Origin of the sequence: Methylotenera oryzisoli, assembly GCF_004661485.1 — a bacterium.
GTDB lineage: Bacteria > Pseudomonadota > Gammaproteobacteria > Burkholderiales > Methylophilaceae > Methylotenera > Methylotenera oryzisoli.
In genome coordinates this window covers 147,056-165,081 of the sequence record NZ_PQVH01000013.1, presented here as the reverse complement: position 1 = coordinate 165,081, position 18,026 = coordinate 147,056, and the positions used below count along the sequence as shown (strand labels likewise).

General features: G+C 46.1%; 20 protein-coding genes and 1 other RNA gene. 13 read left to right on the top strand and 8 right to left on the bottom strand.

The window, feature by feature from the left end:
• Positions 1-133 precede the first annotated feature (133 nt).
• Positions 134-460 (bottom strand): thioredoxin TrxA, encoded by a 327-nt coding sequence (trxA, locus tag C3Y98_RS11070; RefSeq protein ID WP_015832964.1) that lies wholly within the window; start codon positions 458-460, stop codon positions 134-136.
• Positions 461-560: 100 nt separating this feature from the next.
• Complete coding sequence (locus C3Y98_RS11065) at positions 561-2,141, bottom strand: hypothetical protein (RefSeq protein ID WP_135278651.1); 1,581 nt, start codon at positions 2,139-2,141, stop codon at positions 561-563.
• A gap of 169 nt (positions 2,142-2,310) precedes the next feature.
• Between C3Y98_RS11065 and C3Y98_RS11060 the strand changes: the two genes are divergently transcribed.
• Entirely contained in the window at positions 2,311-2,784 is a 474-nt protein-coding gene (locus C3Y98_RS11060; RefSeq protein WP_135278650.1) for a TlpA disulfide reductase family protein, read from the top strand.
• A gap of 98 nt (positions 2,785-2,882) precedes the next feature.
• Here the strand turns inward: C3Y98_RS11060 and C3Y98_RS11055 are convergent, their stop codons facing one another.
• The 4 genes from C3Y98_RS11055 to C3Y98_RS11040 form a co-directional block, all read right to left on the bottom strand.
• The gene (locus C3Y98_RS11055; RefSeq protein ID WP_135278649.1) at positions 2,883-3,200 is read right to left on the bottom strand and encodes a DUF3579 domain-containing protein; all 318 of its coding nucleotides are present in this window, start codon (positions 3,198-3,200) and stop codon (positions 2,883-2,885) included.
• A 231-nt stretch (positions 3,201-3,431) separates the two neighbouring features.
• Entirely contained in the window at positions 3,432-4,001 is a 570-nt protein-coding gene (locus tag C3Y98_RS11050; RefSeq protein WP_135278648.1) for a BON domain-containing protein, read from the bottom strand.
• 51 nt (positions 4,002-4,052) lie between these two features.
• Positions 4,053-4,412, bottom strand: coding sequence for a YraN family protein (locus tag C3Y98_RS11045; protein ID WP_135278647.1), 360 nt, complete (start codon positions 4,410-4,412; stop codon positions 4,053-4,055).
• Between the two features lie 13 nt (positions 4,413-4,425).
• Positions 4,426-6,087: a penicillin-binding protein activator gene (locus C3Y98_RS11040; protein WP_135278646.1), complete on the bottom strand. Its 1,662-nt coding sequence runs from the start codon at positions 6,085-6,087 to the stop codon at positions 4,426-4,428.
• Between the two features lie 15 nt (positions 6,088-6,102).
• Here C3Y98_RS11040 and rsmI point away from each other — a divergent pair, with 15 nt between their 5' ends.
• Together rsmI and pyrC are read left to right on the top strand one after the other, a co-directional pair.
• Complete coding sequence (gene rsmI, locus C3Y98_RS11035) at positions 6,103-6,945, top strand: 16S rRNA (cytidine(1402)-2'-O)-methyltransferase (protein ID WP_135278645.1); 843 nt, start codon at positions 6,103-6,105, stop codon at positions 6,943-6,945.
• A gap of 33 nt (positions 6,946-6,978) precedes the next feature.
• The gene (pyrC, locus tag C3Y98_RS11030) at positions 6,979-8,022 is read left to right on the top strand and encodes a dihydroorotase (protein WP_135278644.1); all 1,044 of its coding nucleotides are present in this window, start codon (positions 6,979-6,981) and stop codon (positions 8,020-8,022) included.
• Between the two features lie 105 nt (positions 8,023-8,127).
• Here pyrC and C3Y98_RS11025 read toward each other — a convergent pair whose 3' ends face one another.
• Complete coding sequence (locus tag C3Y98_RS11025; protein ID WP_135278643.1) at positions 8,128-9,039, bottom strand: LysR family transcriptional regulator; 912 nt, start codon at positions 9,037-9,039, stop codon at positions 8,128-8,130.
• 130 nt (positions 9,040-9,169) lie between these two features.
• Here C3Y98_RS11025 and rnk point away from each other — a divergent pair, with 130 nt between their 5' ends.
• Positions 9,170-9,544 carry a nucleoside diphosphate kinase regulator gene (rnk, locus tag C3Y98_RS11020; RefSeq protein ID WP_135278642.1) on the top strand — a complete coding sequence of 125 codons (375 nt, stop codon included), beginning with the start codon at positions 9,170-9,172 and terminating at the stop codon, positions 9,542-9,544.
• 3 nt (positions 9,545-9,547) lie between these two features.
• On the opposite strand, the gene C3Y98_RS11015 is transcribed toward rnk, so the two are convergent.
• Positions 9,548-9,775 carry a VF530 family protein gene (locus C3Y98_RS11015; RefSeq protein WP_135278641.1) on the bottom strand — a complete coding sequence of 76 codons (228 nt, stop codon included), beginning with the start codon at positions 9,773-9,775 and terminating at the stop codon, positions 9,548-9,550.
• Between the two features lie 110 nt (positions 9,776-9,885).
• On the opposite strand from C3Y98_RS11015, the gene C3Y98_RS11010 reads away from it, so the two are divergent.
• The 9 genes from C3Y98_RS11010 (at position 9,886) to C3Y98_RS10970 (ending at position 18,020) form a co-directional block, all read left to right on the top strand.
• A complete protein-coding gene (locus C3Y98_RS11010; RefSeq protein ID WP_135278640.1) occupies positions 9,886-10,185 on the top strand; it encodes a flagellar basal body protein in 300 nt (99 codons plus the stop codon).
• 29 nt (positions 10,186-10,214) lie between these two features.
• Positions 10,215-10,409: a YjfB family protein gene (locus tag C3Y98_RS11005; protein ID WP_135278639.1), complete on the top strand. Its 195-nt coding sequence runs from the start codon at positions 10,215-10,217 to the stop codon at positions 10,407-10,409.
• 243 nt (positions 10,410-10,652) lie between these two features.
• Positions 10,653-11,026, top strand: an RNA gene (gene rnpB / locus C3Y98_RS11000) — RNase P RNA component class A.
• A gap of 624 nt (positions 11,027-11,650) precedes the next feature.
• Positions 11,651-12,097: a division/cell wall cluster transcriptional repressor MraZ gene (mraZ, locus tag C3Y98_RS10995; RefSeq protein ID WP_135278638.1), complete on the top strand. Its 447-nt coding sequence runs from the start codon at positions 11,651-11,653 to the stop codon at positions 12,095-12,097.
• Positions 12,094-13,176: a 16S rRNA (cytosine(1402)-N(4))-methyltransferase RsmH gene (rsmH, locus tag C3Y98_RS10990; RefSeq protein WP_245234368.1), complete on the top strand. Its 1,083-nt coding sequence runs from the start codon at positions 12,094-12,096 to the stop codon at positions 13,174-13,176. The genes mraZ and rsmH overlap by 4 nt, the downstream gene beginning before the upstream one ends.
• Entirely contained in the window at positions 13,173-13,487 is a 315-nt protein-coding gene (ftsL, locus tag C3Y98_RS10985; RefSeq protein WP_135278637.1) for a cell division protein FtsL, read from the top strand. The genes rsmH and ftsL overlap by 4 nt, the downstream gene beginning before the upstream one ends.
• A complete protein-coding gene (locus C3Y98_RS10980) occupies positions 13,487-15,211 on the top strand; it encodes a peptidoglycan D,D-transpeptidase FtsI family protein (RefSeq protein ID WP_135278636.1) in 1,725 nt (574 codons plus the stop codon). The genes ftsL and C3Y98_RS10980 overlap by 1 nt, the downstream gene beginning before the upstream one ends.
• On the top strand, positions 15,208-16,671 hold the full coding sequence (locus C3Y98_RS10975; protein ID WP_135278635.1) for a UDP-N-acetylmuramoyl-L-alanyl-D-glutamate--2,6-diaminopimelate ligase: 1,464 nt from the start codon (positions 15,208-15,210) through the stop codon (positions 16,669-16,671). The genes C3Y98_RS10980 and C3Y98_RS10975 overlap by 4 nt, the downstream gene beginning before the upstream one ends.
• Entirely contained in the window at positions 16,668-18,020 is a 1,353-nt protein-coding gene (locus C3Y98_RS10970) for a UDP-N-acetylmuramoyl-tripeptide--D-alanyl-D-alanine ligase (RefSeq protein ID WP_135278634.1), read from the top strand. Before C3Y98_RS10975 ends, C3Y98_RS10970 begins: the two co-directional genes overlap by 4 nt.
• The last annotated feature ends 6 nt before the right edge of the window (positions 18,021-18,026 follow it).

The window sequence follows — 18,026 nt, the reverse complement described above, 5'->3', positions numbered from 1 at the left end:
TGTATAGAGGTAATTTAAGGCTTTAGATATTAAATGCCAGAGGCTAAGTTATATGCCTGAAGGGTGTGGTGCTTGGTTTTAAAGCTTTAATTGTTTAAAACCAAGCGCTTGATTTATGCTTAGGGTAATGTGTTTAGATGTTGCTGTCAATAAAAGCGGTTAATTGTGACTTAGATAGCGCCCCAACTTTTGTTGCTTCTACATTGCCATTTTTAAATAGCATCAGTGTAGGGATGCCACGAATGCCGTATTTAGGTGGCGTTTGTTGATTGTCATCAATATTTAGTTTAGCAACTTTGATGCGGCCAGCATATTCTTTTGAAATCTCATCTAGAATTGGTGCAATCATTTTGCATGGGCCACACCACTCAGCCCAGTAGTCTACAAGAACTGGGATTTGCGATTGTAGAACATCTTGTTCAAAACTTGCATCGCTAAGGTGTGTGATGTGTTCGCTCATAGAAAAAACCTTTAAATTGAATATGACTAAATAATACTTGAAAATGTGTATCGTAACGAAAAAAAATGTTTTAGTGAAGCCTAATTATGCTGAATAAGATTTAATTCACGATGTTGAACTGGATGCGTTCTACCTCATGCGTTCTTTCTATCAGGCGGTTTAGTGACACCTGCACGGTTTTTTGATTACACGTAAATGTAAGCTGGCGACCGTGGATGTAAGTGCCTCTTGGTGCGATGATTGTTGCAGCTTGATTCATCGCAGTGATTTCCGGCAGTATGAGTATTTTGCTATGGCCGCTGTGCTGGAAGGTTTGAGCCATCGCACTGTCTGCATGAGGGGCAATCAGTTGTACGCCGATGTCCAAACGGTCTCTAGTGCCGCAATTGGCCCATTTCACTAGCCCAATCGACCACTGCTGTTCATGCTTTGCTTTTAGTGCAATTAAACCACCGACTTTGATATTCTTTTGTGCGGTGTGGTAACGCCTGATGGATATGCCGGTTGCACTGATGTTTAATATTTTCCAGTGTGAAGGCGTGACCTGATAGGCCTGCGCTACAGGGTTGCTGCTATTGGTTGGCATGTTGGCTGTTGGTGTGGCTGCGATAGTGTTGTGTATATCATCAATGCCTGCAACTATGTCAATATCCCCATTTTTAGCGGAGCGGTTAAATATACGTTTGGGCGAGATGCCCCAGTTGGTGATGAGGTAGGACAATAGCTCAATGTAGTCATTATGGTTCGCATCAGCATCAATGCTGCCGTTGGTGGGCGTGCTACGATTTTGCAGTTTGCTCAGATCCTCGTGAATACCTCGAATCAGGTCTATGGTATGTAATAGTAGCTCGGAATCTGGGTTAGGCTCTGATTTGAGTTTGCTGTAAGGGATGGGTGGTGCGTCTGACGTTAAGTTAATGATAAATGCGCCCGAGCTGTTTTCTAAGGGCTCTATTGCAGTCACTCTTGCGCTCTGAATATGATGCGCTAAATAGTCAGCAATTGCGCTGATATCTTGCTGTATCAGATGGTGTGGCTGCGCTAGGCTAACCAGCAATGTATGTTTATAAGTGTCCTCGATTGAGGTGAGCAGCCTAGCGTAGCTTTTAGCTTGGGCTGGAATTGGGTCTGCTGGAATGCTCGTGTAAAGTATGCCAAGTTTAGCGGCGCAGAAATAAAGCTGGTGTAAATCACTCCAGACATGGCTGGGTGGTGTTAAGTAGGTTTGGTAGTGTACTAGGGTGTACTCGGCAATTGCGTGCATTGCTCGCTGGATGGCTAATGCTGAGTTTTTATCTGTGCGTAGTTTAATCAGTTGGTTCTGTAGGTCGATTAAAACCAGTTTGTAGCCGTAGCCTAGTTCTAACCATAGTGATTCGCAGGCGGTTGCAGCAGATTTTGCTTTATCTTCAAGTGGCAACGTGGAATTGATGTAGTCGGCAGAAAGTACCGCAGTTACGTTGATAATCAGGCTACGGTAACAGTCCAGTGCCTGCGTTCTTTGGCTTGGGGAGACTTTCTGGCGATTTAGCGTTTCCAATTCGTTGTGTAAATGCGTGGCGATGTCTGCCGGGTCTTGCGAGTTAATTTCTTGCAATAGTTGGTGTATTCTTTGCGGGCGAGTTTCCGCAATAAATACAGGATGTTCTTGTAATGCTGGAATATTCAGGTTTAATGCCATATTATTTTTTTTGCAATCAATTTATGTGTGTGGATGATTGTATGATATTGCTTATGTGAAAGTTAGTATAAACAATATGTTACGGCTAGCATACATCTAAATATTTGTTTTTGCTAGCATTTCGATTTTTAGGCGGTCAATAGTTGATTGCTGTTTCTGTGGCGGATTTATGGTTAAGTTTTTATTGGGTTTGTTAATGCTGTTATCCAGTCAGTTTGTCAGTGCTGAGGTGGCTGCTAAGTCTAATTTTTTGCTTAAAGATATGGCAGGTGTGCAGCATCAGCTTTCACATTACAAAGGTAAGTGGGTTTTAGTGAACTATTGGGCAACCTGGTGTCCGCCATGTCTGGAAGAGGTGCCTGATTTGGTCAACTTGTATGATCAGCATCGGCAAAAAGACCTGATGGTACTTGGTGTGGTGTTTGATTATAAAGACGTGAATGAAGTAAAAGCATATGTCGATGACATGCTGATGTCATACCCGATCGTATTAGGCGATGATAGCGTGGTGGAGCAGATAGGGGCAGCAGACGTAATGCCTACCACTTTTATCTACAACCCCAAAGGTAAGTTGGTCAAAATAAAGCGCGGTATAGTGACTAAGTCGTATGTAGAGGGTCTGATGAAATCTGGCGGTAAGTAGCCCTTAGGCTTTGCATGGGTTGCTTAGGTTAGTTTATCGATTAAAGCTCACGTATATTGTGGTGCATATATGTGAGCTTTTGATTGCGTCAATAATGGCTAGTGCGGCACAGGAATACTGTTGCCACTGCTATCTAGCACGTTGAGCTGGTTTTCATCAGCAAAATGCATCAATTGTGCGTAGCCTTCAGGGTTTACCACTTTTAATTTCAGATCAACTGCTAAGCAACGCACACCGTTCACCACTCTTGGTTTTAAGTAGGGTGAGTATTTTAGTTTGCGGTCATCGCCAAAGGTTGCGTAAGTGCTGCACATACGGTCAACCCAATCGCTAGGGCGGAACGGCTTGCCTGCACGCGTGTTGCCTTCGATAATGATTTCTTGTAGCTCATGAGCGTTTTTGTGGTCTGTAGTCATTTTATTTACCAATGAATGTGCTGCTAAACAGCTTAAAAATTTCCTGCATTATAGCATTGCCAGTCTTCATGAAAATGTGCCTGATTTTAAAAGCAACATAATAATTTGGAACTGTTCGGGATTGCTTGCACTATGCGCAGCGTATGTGCATTTGTGGGTAAGCCTGCCTGATAGACTTGGTCTGTTTTGTTCAGGCCGGTTTACCCGTTGGCATCATTTACTTAATGCGGGTTAAGGCATGTATTCAAATACTTTTACCACGGTGGTGACGCCGCTTACGTTACGTGCGATTTCTGTTGCTGCGTCAGCTTCTTTTTGTGTGACATAGCCCATAAGGTAAACGATGCTGTTTTCAGTCACTACTTTGACGTAATTGGCACTAAAGCGATTTTCAGTTACAAACTGAGTTTTAATTTTTGAGGTTAAGAATGAGTCGTTAGCGCGTGAGCTGAGTGTGGTTTTAGGGCCAATTGCTAGCTCGTTGGTTAAGCTACGTACACTCTCTGTGCCTAAGATGATGTTGCCAGCTTGAGATTTTGCATTTTCATTAGGGACTTCACCAGTTAACAGCACGTTGCCTTTAAAGCTTGTGACATTAACGTGTGCTTCTTCACCTAATGCGTCATGAATTTTCTTAATTGCTTTTAGTTCGATGTTTTGATCTTCAACATAGACGCCAGACGTACGTCTATCTGCTGCCATCACGCCAGTGGCTGCTGCGCCGCCTACTACCACAGGTACGCAAGCGCTGATTTGAGTAGCCAATGCTACAGCGGCAAATAGTTTAATCGGTAGTTTCATAGTGAAGTTCCTCAGATGATTGGGGTGGGTTAATCGGGCGATAAAAGTAGTTCAGAACGCGTCTTTTATCCATTCTACTGCGGTTATATCAAGAGTATGCATTAAAATTGCATCAAAACGGCAGGCGCTGTCACCATGTATCTGTAGGTAGCGTTCTGCAGTTCGTGTTAGTTTTTGTTGTTTGCTGGCGTTGATACTCATGCCCGCGCCGCCAAATTTTGTATTGCTACGTAAGCGCACCTCTACAAAAACCAGTGTTTTACCCTCACGCATGATGAGGTCAATTTCACCATATGCAGCGCGAAAGTTCTTTTCCACGACAGTGAGTCCATTGTTTTGCAGAAAAGTTGCAGCAACTTGCTCCGCCGCCTGCCCTTCCGTGATGTTTTTGGCTAGTGGTTTCGTGGTCATGTGCTTGATTATGCTACTGTTCTTGGTTGATGCCTTCGTAACTGAATCTTGCCATAGATAGCTGGCGCGTGATGCTGTTGCGCTTGATACTGAATTTGCCAGAAAGTCCGTTCAATAGCACTTCCTTTTCGCTCGCTTGTTGTGTGGCGATTAAAATAGGCAATGCATCTGCGCCTAGCGCATACCATCGTAGTAAGTCGTTAGTGGGCAGTGAGGCTGCGCCGCTTTGGTATGCGGTGAACTGTGTGTTGGATGGTAGTAGAAAAGGGATTTCTACGAAGCGCACGGTGTTTAATGCTGGGTCAGTGGCGGTCTCATGTATATTTGAGAATGCCAAAGTGGGAGTGCCAGCATTCAGGTAGGGTTTTATGATGCGAGCGTCAGCCGCGGGTAGCGCCAGTATGACCATGTCATGCGCTTTGGCGTTGATTTTTGTTTGGATGTCGAGCAAACCTGGATCGTTAGCTGCGATGTTTTGCGGCAAAGTGATGATGTTGAAGTTATTGTGCTCTGCGCTTAGATTGAACGCTTTCTGCCATGCCGTGCTAAAGCACTTTAACATTTGGGCGGAAGTGAAGCTCTCAGTGGTAAGAATCGCCACATGGCTAATCGCGTTCTTAACTGCAAACTTTACAATTTGTTCAGCTTCTTCTTCCAGATGTAGGCCTAGTGTTAGCGTTTGATGGTTGTTTGTTTGGGATGTGGCAGCATTGGCTGTGCCATTCGTAAAGTCTAAGCTAATGGCGTATGGGGTATCTGCTTCAGGTATTTTTGTATTGTCGTCAGGCAAGCTTTGCCCTTGATTATCCGTCACATGGTTATCTTTGTCTTGATCGTTGTTAGCTCCATTGTCGATTGTATAAATTTGAATGGCATTATTCAGGCCGTGAAGTGCCAGAGCAGTCGTTAAACCTGCTTTAAACGCCTCGGCTTTTGGATTGTCTGCATCAGAAGTTGGGACGTAGCTAATCGCAATCGCCTCGGCTGATGGAAGTTTGAGTGCTTGTGGTGCATTTTGATTGGCACTTGATTGCTGCAAATTATTCGCTAGTGCTGTTGCTGCGTGGTCTGGATAGTTAATTTGCCAGCTTTTTAAGCTATTACTTAAGTCTTGATTTTTTGCCGCAAGGGCTAAATCAACCCAGCCTTGGAAGTTGTCGTCAGAGTTATTGCCACGCATCGCCAGAAGTTCGGTTTGATCTAGCTTGCTAAGTAGATCCCATATTTGTGTCTGGTTTGCACTAATCGCATCTTTTTGGCTATTGTTAGCTGTGGCTGACAGCGTTAGATCAACCTGTAGTAAATGTACCAGTGTTTGTTCTGCATCCTGTAATTTGGTAAAGGCTTTTGCCAGGTATTGATGCAAGCTGATTTTTGCAGCCGTGGTGAACTGCGTTTCCGCTTGCAGTGGTAGCAGTAATTGCAATGCTTGGTCTAGTGCTTGGTTGGTATAGGCAATTTCACCTTGGAGCAGTTTGGCATAAGGTGAGCTGCTGGGTATTTTAGCCAGTGCAGCCATGGCGCACGCAGTATTGGCTTGTTTAAGGCAAGCTTCCCCAGCTAAAAACTGGGTTTCACCTCTGCTGCTGGATGGGCTGATTTGCTCTGCGGCTAAATTTAAACTGCTAAAAAGCAGGCATGTTGCTAAAATGATGTTTATTAAATTATTGGTCATTAAATTTTGTATCCTATGGGCATATTATATGTTGTCGCAACGCCAATTGGAAATCTGCAAGATATTACCTTGCGGGCGTTGGATACACTTAAAGCAGTTGATGCGATTGCAGCGGAAGACACGCGCCATACATCTGGCTTGTTAAGTCACTTTGGTATTAGCAAAAAGCTGATTGCAGTGCACGAGCATAACGAACATCAGTCCGCAGAAAAGTTACTGATGCAGCTGAGTGCCGGCGAGAGTATTGCGCTGGTGACAGATGCCGGCACGCCTGGTATCAGTGACCCTGGCGCTGTGGTGGTGGATTTGGTGCGTAAAGCCGGGGTGAGAGTGGTGCCGGTGCCAGGTGTAAGTGCGGTCATTGCCGCGCTGTCTGCTAGCGGTATTGTGCAAAATGGCTTTTTGTTCCATGGCTTTTTACCTGCAAGCGGCGCTGCGCGGCGTAAGGTGCTGGAAGCGCTGAGAACGCAAACTGTGACGCTGGTTATTTATGAGGCGCCGCATCGTATTGTAGATAGTGTGGCCGATATGTGTGCAGTGTTAGGCCGCGAGCGGCGTGTTACTTTTGCACGTGAGCTAACTAAAACTTTTGAAACGATTTATAGCTGCGCACTCTCAGATGCGGTCGCTTGGTTAGAGGCTGATACCAATCAGCAACGCGGAGAGTTTGTCCTGCTGATCGAGGCTGCTGCCATTAAAGACGCAGAAGAAATGCCTGAAGAGACGGTGCGCGTATTGAAATTATTGTTAGCTGACTTGCCCCTCAAACAGGCAGTTAAACTGGCCACAGAAATTACCCATGAAAAAAAGAATGTTTTATACGATTTTGCACTACAGTTAAAACAGCAGTCTGAATAAACTATCCGTACTATTGAATCAGAGTTATTGAATATGAATAAGCCTATGCACTCACTTACCATTACACGTCCAGATGACTGGCACTTACATTTAAGAGATGGCGGCGCACTTAAAGCCGTGCTGCCAGACACTGCAAGGCAGTTTGCACGTGCGATTGTGATGCCGAACTTGCGCCCGCCAGTGACTACAACAGCATTGGCCATTGAATACCGTGAACGTATCCTAAACGCGCTACCGGTAGGCGCAAGCTTTGAGCCGTTGATGACCTTGTATCTGACTGATAACACGAGCGCCGAAGAAATTGAGCACGCTAAAGCAAGTGGGATTGTGCATGGGGTAAAGCTTTACCCTGCAGGTGCTACCACTAACAGCGACTCGGGCGTGACTAATCTTGGGCACTGTGTGAAAGCGCTGGAAACCATGGAAAAGCTAGGTATGCCGCTGCTGGCGCACGCGGAAGTGACCGATAGTGATGTGGATGTGTTTGATCGTGAGCGCGTGTTTATTGAGCGCAATATGATTCCCTTGCTCAAGAAGTTCCCAGGTTTAAAGGTGGTGTTTGAGCATATCACCACGCAAGACGCTGCGGATTTTGTAGCGCAGGCACCAAGCAATGTAGCCGCTACGGTGACAGCGCATCATTTACTGATGAATCGTAATGATATGTTTAAAGGTGGCATTCAGCCTCATCACTACTGTTTGCCTATTCTAAAGCGTGAGGAGCACCGTGTAGCATTGGTAAAAGCGGCAACATCGGGCAGTCCTAAGTTCTTCCTGGGTACGGATAGTGCGCCACATGCGAAGCATACAAAAGAAGCTGCGTGTGGTTGCGCTGGCATGTACACAGCACATACAGCAATGGAGCTTTATGCCGAAGCATTTGAGCTGGCAGATGCTTTAGATAAGCTGGAAGGTTTTGCGAGTTTTTATGGCGCTGATTTTTATGGATTGCCACGCAATACAGAGCAAATTACTTTAGTGAAAGAAAGCTGGAAGGTGCCAGGTAGCTTACCGTATGAAGGTGATGTGCTAGTGCCGCTACGTGCAGAACAAATGCTCAGTTGGAAAATGCTGTAATTACTAACGCTTGAAGTAAACTGCGCTGCGTAGGCTGCGCCAGTGTTTATCCAGCTGGCGCAAATTGCAGTCAGCGTTACCATTTGTGCAAGGCACCGCAGCGCGCTAGAGCGATTCTTTATCCCAATAGGGTTCTGGGCCAAAGCGCTCACTGAGGAAGTCAATCAAAGCACGTGTTTTTAGCGGTAAATTGCGTTTGGGCAGATAAAGTGCGTATACGTGTTGGTCAATAGGAATGTATTCCGGCAAGACTGACTGCAAGCGCTTGGCTTGTATATCTTTGCCAATAATAAAAGTGGGGAGTAGCGCAAGTCCAAACCCGCCTAATACTACCTGAGATAGCGCTTCGTCGTCATTGATGCGTAAGCGCCCTGAAACTGGAATCAAAATCTCTTTGCCAGCAACTTCAAAGCGCCATAACCCGCTGTCCCCCGAGTGTATGTAATCAAGGCAATTATGCTGTGCCAATGCCTGTGGCGACTGTGGAATGCCAAACTGTTTAAAGTAATCAGGTGTTGCACATAGTCTGCGTCTTATCGGGGCCAGTTTTTTTGCAACCAGCGCCTCGGGCGGATTTCTAGTGGCGCATATCACTAAGTCATAGCCTTCTTCAGCTAAATCGACCACGCGATCTGTAATGGTCATATCAATATCAAGCTCTGGGTAGCGATGCAGGAAGTCGCCTACTGCTGGCGCAATATGTAATGTGCCAAATGCCACAGAGGCGGCAACCTTAAGCACGCCACGTGGTTGTGCATTTAGGCTTTCAATCATCTTATGCGCTTGGTCTGCCTCATCATTAATGCGTGTGCAGTAATCAAAAAAAGATGCGCCAACCTCGGTTAGGCTTAGGTGTCGTGTGCTGCGGTTGAGCAAGCTGGCGCCTAGGCTATGTTCTAATTTGGCAACAGCCTTGCTGACGGAAGATCTGGACACGCCAAGCTTTCTTGCCGCAGCTGAAAAGCCCTGCTCATTGACCACATGGGCAAAAATTATCATTAAATTTAAATCATACATAAGCTCATTGTAGCCATATTGGAAACAGTTATGTGCGATTTGATGGTCTTATTTAATCTGTTTGTACCCATTAATATGTTGATGTGCCGAGCATTGTGTTCGGCATTTTTACGATGTGTTGGGGAAGATAATGGAAATTGACAAATTAATACTTTCAGATCAAGACTATGCGCGGCTTTCTATGCTTGCCAATGATGAGTTGCTGGGGGATGAATTGAGCAGGGCGATGGTTGTGCCAGCGGATCAGGTGCCGGCAGATGTGGTCAGGATAAACTCACGCGTTATCTATTTGGATGAAAGTAGCGGTTTGAGCCGCGAAGTGGAATTGGTGTTTCCTGAGGGGGCGGACCTGAAATACGGTAAGATTTCAGTGCTTTCACCCGTGGGCTCTGCATTGTTGGGGTTGAAAGAGGGGCAGGTGATTGATTGGCCATTCCCCCATGGGCAATCCAGGCGCCTGAAAGTGGTTAGCGTGGCTAATTATTTTGGAGTTGAACCAGATTAAGGCTTAGCTGTGCTTTGGGATGGTGGCTAAATAGAGGTTTTCTACTTTTTCACGTGCCCATTGTGTTTTGCGTAAAAATTTTAAACTGGATTTAATGCTGGGATCGTTGCTAAAACAATTGACAGGAATTTTATCGGCGAGTGTTTCCCAGCCGTAATAATCTACCAAATAGGTCACAATAGCTTCTAAAGTCACACCATGTAATGGGTTGTTATGTTGAGTGTTTGTCATAGGTGTGTTTATATCATTAATCCACTTAAATATATGCAAGAATTATATGGGTTGACAGTGTTTGCGCTACTTGGTAGTGTGAGCCTAATCTATTGAATTAAATTAAAATTATGAATGTGAACACTTCTTTATCTGGTATGAATGCTGCGCAAGCTCGATTAGATGTGGCAGCGAATAATATTGCCAATCTAAGTACTGATAACTTTACAAGAAAAGAAGTTGTGCAGGCTGATTTGCCACAAGGTGGTACGAAAGTGGCGGATATTAAAAACGCGGCACAGGCCGGCAGTAATTTAGAGGCTGATATGGTTGAGCAGCTTAAGGCCAGAAATACTTACATGACTAATCTGTCGGTATTTAAATCCAATAATGATATGTTGATGGGTACTATCATCGACATTAATGCATAGCTTAATGTATTTGTGGTTAGGAGTTTGATATGGATGTTTCAGGAATAGCGGCGGCGGCAGCTAATCTGGCGCAATACAAAACTGCCAGCGATGTGCAGTTGGCGGTATTTAAAAAAGCGGTCGACATCAGTGCTCAAAACTCGTTGCAGCTTATTCAGGCCGCTACGCAGTCTTTACCTAACAATCCGCCTAATCTCGGTAATGCGATTGATACCTTCGCGTAGTTAGGGAATTCGTCTGCTTATTCAGTCTGTTCTTTTGTGTTTCTTTCACGCCTTGCGCTTTAGATAGGCCGAGTTCCAAACGTCCAGCTAGTTTAGTTGCAAGAAGGTGTGTGTATTTCGTGCTCCAAAACCTCCATTCTGATTTACATCAATTAACGCTTAATGTTGCCCAGGCTTTCTGCATGCTGAACCATTGGCTAATAAACTCGGCTAGGTTGGCTTCGTGCATGTTAAAATACGCTTGAAGCTGGCTAGACAGTCGCCGTTCACATTTAACTTACCAGTTTACTGGTTTAGTTAAGCGGGAGAGCTCCTTGTGGGTTCTCTTGGTGGAGGGAGGAAAGTCCGGGCTGCATAGAGCGGGATGACGGTTAACGGCCGTCCGCTGAAAGCCGCAAGGTATAAGGCGAGGAATAGGGCCACAGAGACGAGCGTATTAAGTTACGGTGAAACGCGGTAACCTCCATTCGCAGCAAGACCAAATAGGCTGGTATTGGCGTGGCTCGCGCTGCCAGCGGGTAGGTTGCTTGAGCGCACAAGTAATTGTGCGCCTAGATGAATGACTGTCATGCGTTGCAAAACGCAAACAGAACCCGGCTTATCGGCCAGCTTCAATTTAATCTAAATCTTTAGTTTTTTATCCCTCAGTGCATTGCGCACCTGTCTTGCATCATGTTTTTTTATCCCAATTTTTATTATTTCAATGTTAAAAATGCTCGCTTAGCGATGGAATGTCGTGCGCCGTGATGTCGATTTTTACCGTCATTTATTTGCTCAAACAAGCATGGGCTTGGTTTGTCGCCTTGTATGTGAAAAATCTGGCTAATTGACGAGTAGAAAATAGTCTTTGTGACGGCTTAATTACAATTCAAACGCTTTCGCACTTATCCTAACAATCTACATTCACACAATTTTGTATGTGCTTAATTTATAACGATTTTATTTTTATCATAAAAATGCGCTAAGTCCTTGACCTGTAAAGAAAAAATAGCAAAAAAGCGCTTGCATTCGGTAATTTTTTTATCTATAGTGCATCTTAGTGGGGAAAAGTGGGTTTTTGTGGGGAATTGCTCATTCTTGTGTAAGTGAAGTGCAGGTGTGGTGGTGTAAAGATTGGCTCGTTAGATAACTACTAAGGGTTATTTGATTGGTGTCTTGTGATGATGTTTGGCAGTTCCCCATTTTTTATATTGAAATTGTTTGTTTAGGCTTAATCGGACTTTAAGGAAAATAACAGACGTATGTTTCGCGGTGCTACATCACTAAGTTTGGATGCCAAGAGCAGGCTCGCTGTGCCCACAAAGCACAGGGAAGCGTTGCAGCTTGAGTGCGCCGGTAACTTGGTGTTGACTGCGCACCCTCATCGTTGTCTGTTGCTTTATCCGCAGCCAGCTTGGGAGCCGATTCAAGCGAAAATGATGGCTTTGTCGTCATTTGATAAGCAGTCTAGTGCTTTGCAGCGCTTACTGGTTGGTTTTGCTGAAGACATTAGCATGGATAGTGCAGGCCGTTTACTGGTGTCGCCAGTGTTGCGTGACTTTGCCGGGCTGGATAAAGAAGTAATGTTGGTTGGCCAGGGTAGCCATTTTGAATTATGGAGCATCGCTGCATGGCGTGCCCAGTTAGAGCAAGTAATGCAAGATGATGGTTTTGCAATGCCCGCAGAATTAGAGGGATTTTCGCTGTGATTAAGGGCGTGAACAGCGCGCCCACCAAAGCATCATTGTCTTCAAAAAAAGCGTCTCTAAAAAACGCTGATAAGTTAGAAAAGTACCCACAAGAAGTGTCAGTCTCAAATTCAAATCAAGATCAAAGCATGGTAGATGAAGCTTCTGCCGTTAACGCGCACATTACTGTGCTGTTGAATGAAGCTGTGCATGCTTTAGACATTAAGCCAAATGGTATCTATGTGGATGGTACGTTTGGTCGCGGTGGTCATTCCAGAAAAATTTTAGCGCAGTTAGGTGAGGCGGGCCGATTGATTGCATTTGATCGTGATTTGGCTGCTATCGAGTCTGGTAAAGCGATTGATGATCCGCGTTTTACGTTGGTGCATAGTCATTTTGCGGCAATGCAGGCGCGTCTGGCTGAGCTTGGTGTGCATCATGTGGATGGGATTTTGTTGGATTTAGGTATCTCATCGCCACAAATTGATGAAGCAGGTCGTGGTTTTAGTTTTAGATACGATGCGCCGCTTGATATGCGCATGGATCAAAGTAGTGGGGAAACAGCGGCAGACTTTCTTAGCCGTACAACAGAGCAGCAATTAGCGGAGGTTATAAAAAATTATGGTGAAGAACGGTTTGCTAAGTCGATTGCAAGGGCGATTATTGCGGAGCGCAATGACGGGCGTGCCATCACCACTACTGGGCAGCTTGCCCAGGTCGTGGCAGGTGCAGTCACGCGCTTCGAGCCAGGGCAGAACCCTGCAACGCGCACATTTCAAGCTTTACGGATTTTCGTCAATCAGGAGCTTGAGGAACTATCGGTAACCATGCCGCAATGCCTGCAGTTGCTCGCGCCACATGGCAGGCTTGCAATCATTAGTTTTCATTCGCTTGAAGACCGCATGGTGAAGCAGTTTATTCGCGGTCAGGAGGATCGCGATGACCTGCCGGCAAACTTCCCGGTGCGTGCGGCTGATTTGCCTCAGCCCAGATTGAAAAGTGTGGGCAAGGCGGTTAAGCCTAGCGATGAAGAGGTGCGATTGAATCCACGTTCACGCAGTGCGGTATTGCGCGTGGCGGAAAGGACGTCAGTGGTATGACGCGCCTGAATGTGATTTTGTTTTTTGCCTTAATTTTTTCGTCATTGGGTCTGGTCAATGCGCAGCACCAAGCCCGTAAATTGTACATAGAGTTAGAACACTTGAATCAAACTGAAAAACAGTACAACCAAGAGTATGGTCAGTTGCAGTTGGAGCAGAGTACTTGGGCGATGCATTCGCGTATTGAGCAAATTGCTACGCAGCAATTGCAAATGCAAGTGCCTGATGCAAAAAGAATTCAAGTGGTGAGTTTGGTGGCACAGCCAGCATTCAATCAACCTGCAACTGTGCAAGGTGAGGGTAAACCTTAATGGCTATGCACACGCCCTTAGTGATTGTTAAATTGCCAGCATGGCGTCGCCGCCTATTGCTGGTATTGGTGCTGCTAGGGTTTGCCGCATTGCTGGGCAGGGGTGTGTATTTGCAGAGCTTTCACAAGCGCTTTTTGCAAGAAAAAGGTGATGCGCGTTATAGCCGTACTTTGGTGTTACCGGCACAGCGCGGCAAGATTACGGATCGTTACGGTGAGTTGCTGGCGATTAGCTCGCCCGTGGAATCGGTGTGGGCAAATCCGTCTGATGTGAAAATTAGTGCAAGCCAAACCAAAAAGCTTGCTGAATTGCTTGGTTTTAAAAAAGAAACCATTGATAAAAAACTAGCCAACAATACACGTGAGTTTGTGTATTTAAAGCGTCGCGTTTCTCCGGAATTAGCAGCTGAAATCATGCAACTGGGTATTGCCGGCGTGTATTTGCAACGTGAGTATAAACGTTACTACCCTGCTGGAGAGGTAACTGCGCATTTGGTGGGCTTTACTGATATTGACGATAAAGGCCAAGAAGGTTTTGAGCTGGCGATGAACAGTGCGTTGTCAGGTAAAAATGGCAGCCGTAAGGTGATTAAGGACCGTGCTGGCCGTATTATTGAGGATTTGGAAGCGGTTAAGGTGCCTCAGGACGGCGCAGATATTACGTTATCTATTGATCGCAGGATTCAGTATTTAGCGCATCGTGAACTGACAAAAGCGGTCGAGAAGTTTCAGGCAAATGCGGGTGCAGCAATTGTGTTAGATGCTAAAACCGGAGAAGTATTGGCGATGGTGAATGTGCCAACCTACAACCCGAATAATCCTGTCAATATTCAAGGTAAAACACGTAACCGTGCCATTACAGACATTTTTGAGCCGGGCTCAACCATGAAAACGGTCACGGCAGCAGCGGCCTTGGAAGCTGGGAAATACACACCAGATACGTTGATTCAAACAGCACCTGGCTATATGAGCATAGGCCCAGCTACGATTCATGACGCGCATCCTCATGGCTTGATGACAGTGTCGGAAGTGATTCAGAAGTCTTCAAACGTAGGTGCGGCAAAAATGGCGTTGTCGCTTGAACCTCAATATTTGTGGGGCGTATTTAATTTAATCGGCTTCGGTTCAAAAACCCGCATTGGTTTCCCTGGTGAGGTTTCTGGCAGGTTACGTGATTACAAAACATGGCGCCCTATTGAGCAGGCAACTATGTCTTATGGGCACGGTATCAGTGTGACTTTGTTGCAAATGGCTAGGGCTTATACCGTATTTGCCAATGACGGTGAATTAAAGCCAGTGTCTTTGTTGAAATTAAAAGACGCACCTGTGGGGACGCAAGTGTTTAGTGCAAAAACTGCCAATGAAGTGAAGTCTATGCTGGAATTGGTCGTGTTACCTGGCGGTACGGCATTAAAAGCGCAGGTGCTGGGCTATCGTGTTGCAGGTAAAACCGGCACCACGCACAAGCTTGGTGATCACGGCTATGAAAAGAACAAATATGTAGGTTCGTTTGTAGGCATGGCGCCAGCTTCTAATCCGCGCCTGATTATGGCAGTGATGATTGATGACCCAAGCAGCGGCGAGTATTACGGCGGCACGGTTGCCGCGCCTGTATTTAGCGCGGTGATGGCCGATGCATTACGTATGTTGTCAGTGCCACAAGATGCACCGAATAATAACGTGGTGATACCTAATGATGTTGAAGATGTGAAGGAAAGTATATGACCTTGCTCACATCATTTAGTCAGTCATTTACTACCGTTACAGCGGATAGCCGACAAGTTGTACCGGGTGCTTTGTTTTTGGCGTATCCGGGGGTGCATAGCGATGGCCGCAAGTACATTACACAGGCGGTTGCCGCGGGTGCCAGTGCTGTGCTTTGGGAAAGCCAGGGTTTTATTTGGGATGCGACAATCAAGGTGGATAACCTTGGTGTGAGCCAATTGAAAAACCAAGTGGCACAGATTGCTGCTGAGTTTTATCAATATCCATCACGTAAGCTGGATGTAATCGGCGTGACCGGTACTAATGGCAAAACCTCAGTGAGCCAATGGATTGCCCAGGCAATGCAGGCTTTGGGTAAGAAAACGGCAGTAATCGGCACCATTGGTAGCGGCTTTGCCGATGCGAGTGGCAGCGGCTTGGTGGAAACCAGTAACACCACGCCGGATGCGATTTTGCTGCAAAAAATGTTGGCGGATTACGCGGACCAAGGCGCTGATGCGGTAGCGATGGAGGTTTCATCGCACGGCTTAGATCAGGGCCGTGTCAATGCAGTTGAGTTTGATTTTGCAGTATTTACCAACCTGACACGTGATCATTTGGATTATCACGAAACAATGGATGCTTACGCCAGCGCGAAGCAAAAGCTGTTTAACTGGCCAAATTTACGCATCGCAATTTTGAATGCGGATGATGACTTTGGCAAAAAAGTGGCGGCATCACTACTTGCAGACAACAAGTCATTATTGACTTACGGTTTGGCGCATGGCGATGTGCGTGCTAACACGCTCACTTTGGGCGCGAACGGAATCAGCATGCAGGTGACTACGCCGCAAGGTGCAGCAGTGCTAAACGCGCCAGTGTTGGGGCGCTTTAATGCTTATAACTTGCTGGCTGTGCTGGCAACCTTATTGGCGCGGCAAGTGCCATTAAGTGATGCGGTGGCTGCTATTGCAAAAATTAAGCCAGTGGCTGGGCGCATGCAGCAATTTGGCGGTAATGATAAACCGCTGGTGGTGGTGGATTATGCGCATACACCAGACGCTTTAGAAAATGTGTTAGTGAGTTTACGTGAGCAAACACAAGGCAAGTTGATTTGTGTATTTGGCTGCGGTGGTGATCGTGACGCAGGTAAGCGCCCATTGATGGGCGCGATTGCCGAGAAATTTGCACACCATGTGGTGGTGACTAGCGATAATCCGCGTAATGAAAACCCTGCATTAATTATTGAGCAAATCATTAACGGCATGACGGTGTTGCCAAGCATTGCGCCAGACCGTGCGATTGCGATTCAACAGGCAATCAAGTTTGCAAATAAGGATGATGTTGTGTTGCTGGCAGGTAAAGGGCATGAGGATTATCAAGAAATTAACGGTGTAAGAACACCTTTTAGCGATATCAGTGTTGCCCAATCTGCGTTATTAAATTGGGTGCCTGATCAGGCAATGGCGGTGGGTAAATGATGATGCTATCAGAGGCAGCAGCGGCATTAGGCGTGCAGCACGTGGGTGCTGATGTGCAATTTACCTCTGTGGGCAGTGACAGCCGCAATATTGTGGCGGGTCAGTTATTTGTGGCGCTTAAAGGTGCGAACTTTGATGGAAACAGTTTTGCACAAGAAGCGTTAAAACTGGGTGCGGTAGCTGTGCTGGTGTCTGATGAATCCGTGCAGGTTGAGCCACGTATCGTGGTTGCTGATACCAGACTTGCCTTAGGCGAGTTGGCTAAATACTGGCGCCAGAAATTTGATATGCCTGTGCTAGCCGTGACCGGCAGTAACGGTAAGACCACTACTAAAGAAATGCTGAGCGCAATATTAAGTGTGGTGGCGCAAGGTAAAGCATCTGTGCATGCCACTTACGGTAACTTAAATAACGACATCGGCGTGCCGCTTACTTTACTGAAAATGCAACCAAGCCATCAGTATGCCGTGGTGGAAATGGGCATGAATCACCTAGGTGAGATTGATTATTTAACGCATATTGCCCAGCCCGATGTGGCGCTGATTAACAATGCCGGCATCGCACATATTGGCGAACTTGGGTCACGTGACAATATTGCCAAAGCTAAAGGTGAGATTTTTGCAGGGCTCAAGCCGGATGGCGTGGCAGTGATTAATGCTGACAGCGATTATGCAGACTATTGGAAATCACTGAATCCAAACAGAAAAATTGTGACGTTCGGGCTGAAAAAGGCTGCGGATGTAAGTGCTCGCTATCAAGCGCTTGATGGTTACGCCAGTGTAGTGCTGACTGCCGCCGATGAAGAGATCAGCGTGCAGTTAAGTGTGCAAGGTGAGCACAATATTAGCAATGCATTGGCTGCGGCTGCGGCAGCTTACGCACTAGGGGTTTCATTAAGTGATATTGGTCGTGGTTTAGCCAGCTTTACTGGTGTATATGGGCGCTTAGAGCGTAAAGCCGGTATTAATGGTGCCGTGGTGATTGATGATACTTATAACGCTAACCCAGACTCAATGAAGGCTGCTATCGATGTTTTAGCAAAACTTGCGGGTAAAAAGATACTGGTGCTGGGTGATATGGGTGAGCTGGGTGCCGATGCGCAAAATATGCATGCAGAAGTTGGTGCTTATGCCAAAGCGGCTGGGCTAACAACGCTGTATTGCCTGGGTAATTTAAGTATAGAGACTGCACGTAGCTTCGGGCAGGGTGCGGAGCACTTTAGCTCGGCAGAGGCCATCGCACAGGCGGTGATGCCTGCACTTGAGCAAGGTACGACTGTGCTGGTTAAAGGCTCGCGCTTTATGCAAATGGAGTGCGTAGTGAAATTGTTGGTAGCAATACAAAAGTAAGCGAAT